Source organism: Argonema antarcticum A004/B2 (genome assembly GCF_023333585.1).
GTDB lineage: Bacteria > Cyanobacteriota > Cyanobacteriia > Cyanobacteriales > Aerosakkonemataceae > Argonema > Argonema antarcticum.
In genome coordinates this window covers 1-9,726 of record NZ_JAIQZN010000047.1, presented here as the reverse complement: position 1 = coordinate 9,726, position 9,726 = coordinate 1, and the positions used below count along the sequence as shown (strand labels likewise).

Sequence of the window (9,726 nt, the reverse complement as noted above, 5' to 3'; positions counted from 1 at the left end):
ACCAACACCAACACCTGAGCCAGTTGTAGAACCAACACCAACACCAACACCTGAGCCAGTTGTAGAAGCGAAACCAACACCAACACCTGAGCCAGTTGTAGAACCAACACCAACACCAACACCTGAGCCAGTTGTAGAAGCGAAACCAACACCAACGCCTGAGCCAGTTGTAGAAGCGAAACCAACACCAACCACAACACCAACGCCTAAAACAGTAGCCCCAACAGCACCAAAAGCGTCAGAAAAACCGAGATTTGGGGGATTTTTCAATCGGTTCCGTCGTTCAGATAAGGCACAACCTTCACCTACGCCAACTGCGCCAAATGCGATCGCAAAACCAACCCCCCCATTGACTCCTTCACCAGCAGTTCAGAAGCCTGAAATTTCACCCGAACCGAAGGCTTTGACACCCGAAACACCCTCATTGGAACCGACTAAATTAGAAGAAAAAGAATCATCCCAGGGTGAATCGTTCGATCGCCTCAAAAATCCCAGCGCAGTTGAACTACAGCCCTCCCCCAGTTTGCCGCCTACACTGCCAGAAATAATAGAAACACCAACCCCCGAATCGATCGCTCCCTCCACACCCGCATCTCCACCGGAAACGCCGATCGAACCCAAAGCTGAGCAAACTGAAACTCCACAAGAAGCAAAATCAGCAGAATTAGATAATTCTGCGTCCATTCCCACAATCATTGAAGTCGAATCTCCCCCCACGTTGTCGTCTACACTGCCAGAGATAATAGATACACCAACCCCCGAAGAGATCTCAGTAAGACCAAAATCTCTTCCACAGATCGATCCTCCAGCGTCTCAAACTGAACCCAAGGCTGAAGTAACCAAAACTCCTGAACCCAAACCTAATAAATCAGTTGAAACTGCACAAGCATCGCCTAATAGTTCAGGAATAAGCAAAATTAACCAATTATTCCAGCGTTTGCGAGAGCCTAGAACACCAATTCAGTAATAACAGAAACCGAGTTTATGTGGTTGTCAATGTCAATATTTCGTTGCTAGAACCCCAAAAAAAATCCGTCAGGACTAAAGCTGCGTATCACACTTAAATCAACTTTTAGGGGGCGTCACACTTTCGTTATATCCCTCTTTTGTCACTCTCAGAGAAGTAAAATTTGTTCATTGATGTGAAAGTAGTACCACCAACATTTCAGCCTTGAATTTCTGATAGATTCTGTCATTCCTTCCAGGAATGGCAGAATCTATACGATACAGGAGTTTCAGAATATTATCTCCTCAGAGTGACAGAAGAGGGGTATGTTGAAGTTAGGTTTTGAGGTAAAAACATGAATACCGATCTTGAGCAAACTCGAATTATTAGCTATGGACAATAAAGCCAAAATTTACACCCTATATTTTGTTTTTGAAGATACCGTAACCTCTATTGGCAACATCGTCAACAATAGAGAAGATTCAAGGGAAAAGCTTGATGGCGATCGACTTTTTCATAAATTTTTGATGAAAGGGAAAAAACAATATTCTGATTTACACTATGATATAGTTTGCGAAATTGGGTCAGCTAATTACAAGGCTGAACAAGAGTTTGCCAGAATTGGCACAAGAATAAAAAGTTTTTTAGGAGACTTGAGAGATGGAAATAATGTAGACTTAGTTTTCGCCCTTTGGATTGCTTTAGAGTTAGCTTTGAGTTTTTATTTTTCAATTTGTGAAAATCAGCCAAACTTGGTTTATGATTTAGAGGATAAACTGAGGTTAGGACATCAAAAATATTTGTCATCACAATCTAATTCTGAAGGGTGGCAAAATACTGATTTAATAATCACGTCAAAGGTGGGAAATTTTTAAGGGGAATGGGAAATTATAGCTAGGGATTAGAGGCTAGGGGAAGAAGGGTTGAGAATCAAGGGCAAAGCCCTGAGCGCTCAGCCGAACGGTTTGGTGGAATTAAGAATGTCTTAACCTCCCTGGCTGTTGCTATATATGGAGATACAGGCAAGTTTTATTTTCTGTTCCCTGTTGCCAAAAGCCGAAACAAATTTTATAGCTAGGGACTAGGGAAGAGGGAAGAGGAAAAAGCTTGACGAAGTAAGGGATTATGGACTAAAGGTAACAGTTGGATTTGCCTTAATCGCCCTGGCGGTTGCTATAAATCTAAAATCTAAAATTTTAAATTCCTCTATTTTTGATATGCAAGCATAGCCAAGAGAGATGGCATTATGAACTATTTGGAGAAACTAACAGCCACAAAATTTTATCTACATCCTCTATCTCACCCACAAGCCGTCGTACAGGTCGAGGCCATACCTTAACCAGAGTGGGTGTAGCAGAAATTTGATCTGCCTCTGCTTGCTCTGGATGCTTAAAAACATCAATTACTTTTAATGTGTACGGCTGATAGAGGGATTGTTCTAAAAGTTGATATAAAGTTTGGAGAATTCGCTCTGTAGAAGTATTATGCCCAGAAACAAACAAACGCAGTACATATCCTTGAGCTTCTGGCAACTTCGGCAACGGCGAGAATAGTTCTGGCTGGAAACTCGGATGAAGAACGCTATTTTCAAACCGTACCACTAAATCATGTTCTTCCCACAGCTGAGGAAATTGATCGCGATAAGTTGCCAATACCATTGGATCGCACAATTCTTCAGGCCAAGGAGCCGCTTGCCAAACCAGGTCGTCGGTTTCAAAGACCGCATTTAGAAGTGTTTGATACCGCAGCACGGGGGGATAAGCTTCAGCAGAAATTCGCACTTGTCCAGAGCGAGACTCTAACCACCTGTCGATAGTCGCCGTGTAGCACGGTACTAAGAAATGAGGCGGTTCTGATAGTCCCAAAATTTCCTGTAATCCAGTACATAAATTCAGGTGCCATCGATTCTGCTTATTTGGATCGATGCAATAAATTAAATCTCCCGCTGGTGTAAAAAGCGCAATACCTTTAAAAAGTTGTCCTTTTTCATTGGTCATTGGTCATTAGTCATTGGTCACTAGGAAACGGAAGATTGCAGATTGCGGATTTAATTTAAATCTAAAATCTAAAATTTCTTGGTCATTAGTGATTTCTAACAAATAAAGGACAGCGAGGTTCCCAGGTATAATATCCCTGGGAACGAGACAAACGACAACTTAGACCCTGCCTCGCAGGAACTGAGCCATTTCGTTAGGAGTGGGAGATTTTTCCAAAGCTTCCTCTTCAGTAATTCTACCTTCCTGGTAGAGAGCCAAGAGAGCTTGGTTCATAGTCTGCATCCCGTCAAACTTAGACTTGAGCATGACTCCTGTAATTTCGTCGTATTTGCCCTGGACAATGTACTCTTTGATGGCATCTGAGTTGATCAGAACATCGTGGTAAGCTGCACGCTTACCATCAGTAGTTTTGCACAGACCCTGAGCGATTACTGCGATCAAGGATTCTGCGATCGCTACTTTCATCGACTCCTGCTCTTCTGCCGAGTATAAGTTGAGAATCCGCTCGATCGTCTTAACAGCACTATTCGTGTGCAGCGTACCCGCTACCAAGTGTCCCGTTTGCGCTGCTTTGAGAGCGGTGTTGACAGTTTCTTTGTCCCGCATTTCCCCCACCAGAATCAAATCTGGGTCTTCCCGCAAAGCTGCTTTCAAAGCATTGTCAAATTTCCGGGTATGCTGTCCCACTTCTCGGTGCTTAATCAGAGATTTGCGACTCGTATGGACAAATTCGATCGGGTCTTCGATCGTGATGATGTGCTTCGCCATATTCTTATTGATGTAATCAATCATGGCTGCCATCGTCGTAGACTTACCAGAACCCGTCGGTCCGGTTACCAAGATCAAACCCTTATGGTAATGACAAATATCCTTGAAGACTGCCGGTAAGTTCAGCTGCTCCATCGTTAAGATATTGTTCGGAATCAAGCGCATTACCAACGAGGGGCCTCTCATCGACCCGAAAACATTGATCCGCGCCCGCGAGAATTCGTACTGCGTCACTCCGTCAAAATCTAGGGACTCTTCAAACTTTTCAATCTCTTCATCGCTCATCACCTCCTGCAACCAACTCATGAAGGTGGGGTAATCCGTTTCGGAGTACTCGGTAGGGATGATGTCGCCGCGCTTGCGGAAACGCGGCGCTTCTCCCACACCGGCGTGAATGTCAGAAATCCCGTTGTCAAAAGCGTTCTTGACAATTTCCGCTAATGTGGGCTGTCCTGGTGAACGACCTCTACTACCACCCGGTGTCCGCGCTGAAACATTTGTCGCCGGTGCCGGTGGCGGCGCTGGGGGCTGCGATCGTGGCGGTGGCCCCCCAGGTGCTGTAGAACCTGGGTGAGGTGCTGTAGGTGCAGATCCTGCTGTTGGAAAAGGTGGTGGCGGGGGTGGGGCCCCTGGTGGACGAGAAGTAGTAGGCGGCATACCTGGATTGCGAACCGTGTTAGGCATCGCCACAGTTTCGTCTGTAGGTCGCTGAGTTCCTCCCGTAGATGTTTCAGGCCCAGGCGTTCTTCTAGCAGCCGGTGGTGGCCCTGGTGGCATACCACGGGAACCGGGCGGGGGTGGCATAGGTGGGCGCTGTGATTCTGTCATAGGTCTAGTGCTTCACCACACTGTGAGATTGTCGGTTTTTGGCGATAGATGCGAACAGACTTCTATCTTTTTTAAGTTTTCCCATATTTTTGCTTTGAGGATCGTCATTTCTCATATTTTTGCTTTGAGGATCATCAGTTTAATAGACATCTCCATAAATTAAAGGTGCGTTACCTGGAACCCTTGTAGAGACGTTGCATGCAACGTCTCTACAATGTTTTTTGGAGAGGTCTAATAGAAATATCCGGTCAAATCACTGAAATAAGTTTTGTGTAAAGTATAGCCACAGTCAGATATGTTAGGAAAGTATAGAGCTATCAACGCAATGAAGCAACTGTGTTTACACTCAGTACTCCCCACTCAGTACTCCCCACTCTGCACTCAGCACTCTGCACTCAGCACTCCCCACTCAGTACTCCCCACTCTGCACTCTGCACTCAAGAAGCACTTTGCTATAGCTATAGGCTTAACAGCCTGATTAGTTAAGTTTTTTTACGATTTTCTTCTTAAGCTAACACGCATCTAATTCGGATATTTCTAATCCGGCAATCAAACCTTCAATTCCTCTCCCACTCCCCCACTCCCCCACTCTCCCACTCCCGCTAAACATACAAATTAAATGCGTAGCAGCTTATCCCTCCTACTCCCTTCCCGCCAGAATATTACCTATAATTCTTTTTCCCCTCTTACCCCCTCCCCTCTGCCGATCTCGATTCTGTAAGCCCAGCCCGAAAATTAATCAGCTATTTCCTTAGTTTTCGTTTGATATTCCAACTGTTGTTTCCTTTACTGTAAAAGTAGCTACAAAATTATGAGAAGCACAGCCGAAGTTATAAGAAATGTTAAGGAATTTGCTAGCATCTTGACCAATTAAATTTTTTTAGGCGATCGGGAGAACTATATCCAAAGGCATAGATTATTAAATATTTTATGCTTAAGCCTTACTTCTTTAGGTAGAGGGCCAGCCTTAAAAGCTAGCGAGTCTTGCTGAAACATAAAAGAATATCGTCAAATGTTAAGTTTATTTAAAATATTGTTCATCTTAATCGAAACTTTATATACTACGAAGAACCACCGAGCGATCAGCCCGGAAACAATAAACAGAATTTTACCTAAATCCAATTTTTTCCTTAACCCCAGGAGGGACAATTATGGCGTTAACAAAAAGCCAGAATTTAGTCACGGCATATAGCTTTGCGATGATCAAAAGCTTTTTAATCTGGACGTTTACCCTGTCAGTCTGCTTACTGGTAGTGGGTTTTCCATTAGTTATGGTGATGGTTGCGATCGGCTCTCTGTTATCGATCGCTCTGCAATCGGTAATGCCATTCAGTGCCGTGTTGCTAGTAGCAGGTGGTTTAATTGGTGCGAATGTTCTAGCAGTTATGGCTGGCGCTGCTATGCTGTCGCTCAAGGGCGTTCATCCTCATGATGTCACATGGTTAAATTGGCTCCGTGGAGATGAAAATCCGCGTCATAATTCTGTGTATGCAGCCTGCCCTTTAACCTGCGATATCACTATCAAACCCTCTGTCTAAAGGCCCATAGCTAGCCGTTGTTTTGAACGGTTCTAAGGCCCGGTAACACCGGGTTTTTTCATGGGAAAATTTATAGAAATTAGATGGCTATAGAACACTTGTTGTGTAAAAGCCAGGTTTTTTGGGAAAAAGGGGAAATTTTGGATTAAAAATTAAAGAATTGTAGAGAACAATTCTCCCTTCTCCCTCTAGCCCCCTCCCCATGCCCCATACCGATTTTGACTTTTGACTTTCTTAGCCCGTTCCCGATTAAGGAAGAAGTGCGGGCACAACAACAACCTTACCCAATTTTTCTAACTGGGATTTCACTAGAGAAGCATCACCGACAACAATGATAATCGGTTCGGATGAAATGTACGTAGCGGCTGCTTTTAGCACATCCTCTTGTGAAACCTGCGCGATCTTTTGGGGGTAGTTTTGATAATCCTCCAAGGGAAGTCCGATCAGTTGATAACTTGCCAGTGCATAGGCTACATTCGCGGGAGTTTCCAGACCCAAAGCAAAGTGACCCAAAAGCAGACCCTTGCTGGCAGCCAGTTCTTTCTCTGGAATTGGCTGGCTGCGGATAGTTTTCAGTTCTTTAATAATTTCTAGCACCGCATCGCCTGTGTATTGTTTGCCAACATCGGTTGTGACAAAAAACGTACCAACATCATTACTGCCATCATTCAATTCGCTGACAGCGCTATAGGTATAACCCTTGTCTACGCGCAAATTCTTGAACAAACGACCCGAAGGTCCCTCCCCCAAGACGGTATTCGCCACCAAGAGGGGATAACTTTCTGGATTGCGGGCATCTAAGCCTAAATTGCCAATCAGAATAGTTGCCTGTTCCGCGCCTGGGCGATCGATCAGGTAGATTGAGGAGGTATCGCCCATCCGATTGGGAGGATAGGTCAAAAAGTTTGGCACCTTACCCGATTGCCAGTTGCCAAACACTCGCTCCGTTTCTACCTTTGCTTGGGCTAGAGTAATGTCACCCACAATTACTAACAGGCTATTGTTAGGTTTAAAAAAGGTATTGTGAAACTTGATTAAATCGTTACGAGTAAGATTGTTCAGCGTTTCGGTTGATGTGATAAATCCGTAAGGATGCTGGGGATAAGCTATGCGGGTGAACTGACGACTTGCCAGCCACGCGGGATTGGTTTCTGATTCGCTCAGATTGGTTAACATCTGGGATTTAGCCACATCAAACGCTGATTGTGGAAATGTGGGTTTGAGTACCACATCTGCCAGAGAGTTGAAGGCAACTTGGGAATCTGGAGAAGGGAAATCAGCACTAACCGTCATCCATTCCAAACCAGCATCTGCTTCCATAGCTCCACCTACTGATTCAACTCGTTCGGCAATCTCTGTGCTGGAGGCATTTATCGTCCCTTGGGTAATTACATCTGCTAGTAACTGTGGCAAACCTTGTTTGTTGGCTGGAACAGCGACATCCGAACCTCTTATGAATAGTGATATTTGCAGTTTCGGGATTTCGCGATCCTGGATGAAAATTGCTTTCAAACCATTATTTAAGCTGAAGGTTTGATAGGGAGGTAGCTTGGTTTCTTTAGCCGGAAGAGGTTTGGGAGGCTGAGTGCGACTGACCGCCCCATCTGGTAGCTTTGCGAGTTCTTCTGGAGTAGCGCTGCGGGGTTTGAGCGATTGAACACCGATTGGCACATCAATAGGTTCGACAAGTTTACCTGGATAGGTTGCCAATACTTCTTGACCAGTTTTGAGGGTGATGAGGATGTTCATCGGTTTTTCGCATAAGTAAGTCTTGGCAATCTTTTGGATATCTGCGCTGGTGACTGCATTTAAGTTTTCCATATCTTTAACTAGCGCTTGCGGTGAGCCAAACTGATAGATAAATCGCTGAAAAACATCTGTGGTATTCCAGACTGAGCCTCGTAATTCGCTAATTGTGTCAATTTCGATCATCTTTTTGGCACGAGCCAATTCTGCTTCTGTGACCCCTTTTGCGATTACCTTTCTCAGTTGATCTTGGAGTAGGGATTGCACCGATTCAAGAGATTCACCCTCATTAGGAGTGCCGGAAATTACAAATAGGGACGCGCCCATATTTTCCAAGACTTCTGCTGATGCACTCGATGCCAATCCTTTGCGAATGACCTTTTGTTCAAAACGACTGCTTTCACCACTGCCCAAAATATTTGCTAAGAGTGTGAGGGCATAAAAATCGCGATCGCCTCGCGGGGGAACCACTACGCTGTAGTTTACTTGGGGCAGCTCGATCGCCGGATCGACGATCGTATCTTGATAACCAATTTTGCAGCCGGTTTTGCGATCGGTTTTGGTGACGGGAAACTGAGCTGGCAGAGGGTATTGCTTTAAGATGGGGACTGCTGGCTCACCTGGGGGGATATCACCAAAATATGCTTGTACTAGGGCTTTGGTTTGTTCAAAATCGATATCGCCAGCAATTACCAACGTGGCATTGTTGGGAATGTAATATTTGCGGTGAAAGGCTTTGGCTTCCTCTAGTGTGGCAGCATTTAGATCCTCAATGCTACCGATCATAGGACGTTCGTAGGGTAAATATCCCCGCAAAGGTGTAGTGGTGAGGTAAAGGTTGTTGGTGCGACCGTAGGGTGGATTCAAGACTCGTTCGTTAAATTCTTGAATGACTACTTGTCGTTCGGTGTCAAATGCTTCTTGGGTAATATTAAGAGATGCCATGCGATCGCTCTCCAACCACAGAGCCAAGGGTAGCTGATTCGCCGGTAAAATTTGCCAATAGTCGGTGTAGTCAGGGTTAGTAGAGGCATTGCTGTCTCCACCAATTGCTTGAAGATAGGCATCAAATTCCCCCTTACCGACATTCGCTGACCCGCCAAACATTATATGTTCAAACAAATGGGCAAAGCCAGAACGCTTTGGGGGGTCATTCGCTGCACCAACCCGATACCAGAGATTTACCGCGACTACGGGAGCTGAATCGTCTTTGGCCAAAACCACTCTCAAACCGTTAGATAGGGTGTAATCGACGAACGCTGGTATATAGTCGGCAACGTTAAGGGTAGCTGTAGTAGATACAGCAGTAATTCCAGGGGGAGTCACCGTTAATAGCAAAGCTCCTAAAAACCATGAGATGCTTTTGTTGACCTTATTCATTACTACTAATATCGATCGGACTTGCGAAAAAATTAAGAAACGTTTGTAAGTGTGACTTGCGAATTTAAATGAGTATAAAGCTCTTCGGGTAGGCTCTAAGAGCATTGCTTGTTCGCAAACAACAATGCTAAAAAGGCAAAGGTAGGTCGTCAGTGCTTGTGCGATCGCTCCCAGACCTGAATCCTGACAGTAATTGGTAACTGCTTATCGACATGGCATCTGGGGCATAAAGCATAGTATATTTACAGTTCACCGCTTATTGCCCAGCACAGGTTTGTAATGTGTATTGGGTGCGGTCATAAGTAGTTGGTTGGTAGAAAGAGTATTCCTTGTCCCCCTTGTCCTCCTTGTCCTCCTTGTCCTCCTTGTCCCCCTTGTCCCCCTTGTCCTCCTTGTCCTCCTTGTCCTCCTTGTCCCCCTTGTCCTCCTTGTCCTCCTTGTCCTCCTTGTCCTCCTTGTCCCCCTTGTCCCCCTTGTCCCCCTTGTCCCCCTTGTCCTCCTTGTCCTCCTTGTCCCCCTTGTC

At 45.1% G+C, this 9,726-nt stretch carries 7 protein-coding genes and 1 pseudogene; 4 read left to right on the top strand and 4 right to left on the bottom strand.

The features are described from left to right. Window positions 1-967, top strand: a pseudogene (locus LAY57_RS19575) (hypothetical protein); the annotation flags it as partial. Between the two features lie 371 nt (window positions 968-1,338). Further along, complete coding sequence (locus tag LAY57_RS19570) at window positions 1,339-1,821, top strand: hypothetical protein (RefSeq protein WP_249068498.1); 483 nt, start codon at window positions 1,339-1,341, stop codon at window positions 1,819-1,821. Window positions 1,822-2,190: 369 nt separating this feature from the next. On the opposite strand, the gene LAY57_RS19565 is transcribed toward LAY57_RS19570, so the two are convergent. Together LAY57_RS19565 and LAY57_RS19560 are read right to left on the bottom strand one after the other, a co-directional pair. Further along, window positions 2,191-2,943: a circadian clock KaiB family protein gene (locus LAY57_RS19565; RefSeq protein WP_249068497.1), complete on the bottom strand. Its 753-nt coding sequence runs from the start codon at window positions 2,941-2,943 to the stop codon at window positions 2,191-2,193. A 159-nt stretch (window positions 2,944-3,102) separates the two neighbouring features. After that, window positions 3,103-4,539, bottom strand: a complete 1,437-nt coding sequence (locus LAY57_RS19560) for a type IV pilus twitching motility protein PilT (RefSeq protein WP_249068496.1) — start codon at window positions 4,537-4,539, stop codon at window positions 3,103-3,105. Between the two features lie 325 nt (window positions 4,540-4,864). Here LAY57_RS19560 and LAY57_RS19555 point away from each other — a divergent pair, with 325 nt between their 5' ends. Together LAY57_RS19555 and LAY57_RS19550 are read left to right on the top strand one after the other, a co-directional pair. Beyond that, window positions 4,865-5,017, top strand: a complete 153-nt coding sequence (locus LAY57_RS19555; protein WP_249068495.1) for a hypothetical protein — start codon at window positions 4,865-4,867, stop codon at window positions 5,015-5,017. A gap of 673 nt (window positions 5,018-5,690) precedes the next feature. Then, entirely contained in the window at window positions 5,691-6,077 is a 387-nt protein-coding gene (locus LAY57_RS19550; protein WP_249068494.1) for a hypothetical protein, read from the top strand. Between the two features lie 249 nt (window positions 6,078-6,326). On the opposite strand, the gene LAY57_RS19545 is transcribed toward LAY57_RS19550, so the two are convergent. Beyond that, window positions 6,327-9,203, bottom strand: coding sequence for a M16 family metallopeptidase (locus LAY57_RS19545; RefSeq protein ID WP_249068493.1), 2,877 nt, complete (start codon window positions 9,201-9,203; stop codon window positions 6,327-6,329). A gap of 296 nt (window positions 9,204-9,499) precedes the next feature. Next, a partial coding sequence (locus LAY57_RS19540; protein ID WP_249068492.1) for a hypothetical protein occupies window positions 9,500-9,726 on the bottom strand: 227 nt, incomplete at its 5' end.

Coding starts and splice junctions, on each gene's coding strand:
- LAY57_RS19550 (WP_249068494.1), top strand. CDS start 5,691: ATGGCGTTAACAAAAAGCCAGAATTTAGTCACGGCATATAGCTTTGCG.
- LAY57_RS19560 (WP_249068496.1), bottom strand. CDS start 4,539: ATGACAGAATCACAGCGCCCACCTATGCCACCCCCGCCCGGTTCCCGT.
- LAY57_RS19545 (WP_249068493.1), bottom strand. CDS start 9,203: ATGAATAAGGTCAACAAAAGCATCTCATGGTTTTTAGGAGCTTTGCTA.
- LAY57_RS19570 (WP_249068498.1), top strand. CDS start 1,339: ATGGACAATAAAGCCAAAATTTACACCCTATATTTTGTTTTTGAAGAT.
- LAY57_RS19555 (WP_249068495.1), top strand. CDS start 4,865: ATGAAGCAACTGTGTTTACACTCAGTACTCCCCACTCAGTACTCCCCA.
- LAY57_RS19565 (WP_249068497.1), bottom strand. CDS start 2,943: ATGACCAATGAAAAAGGACAACTTTTTAAAGGTATTGCGCTTTTTACA.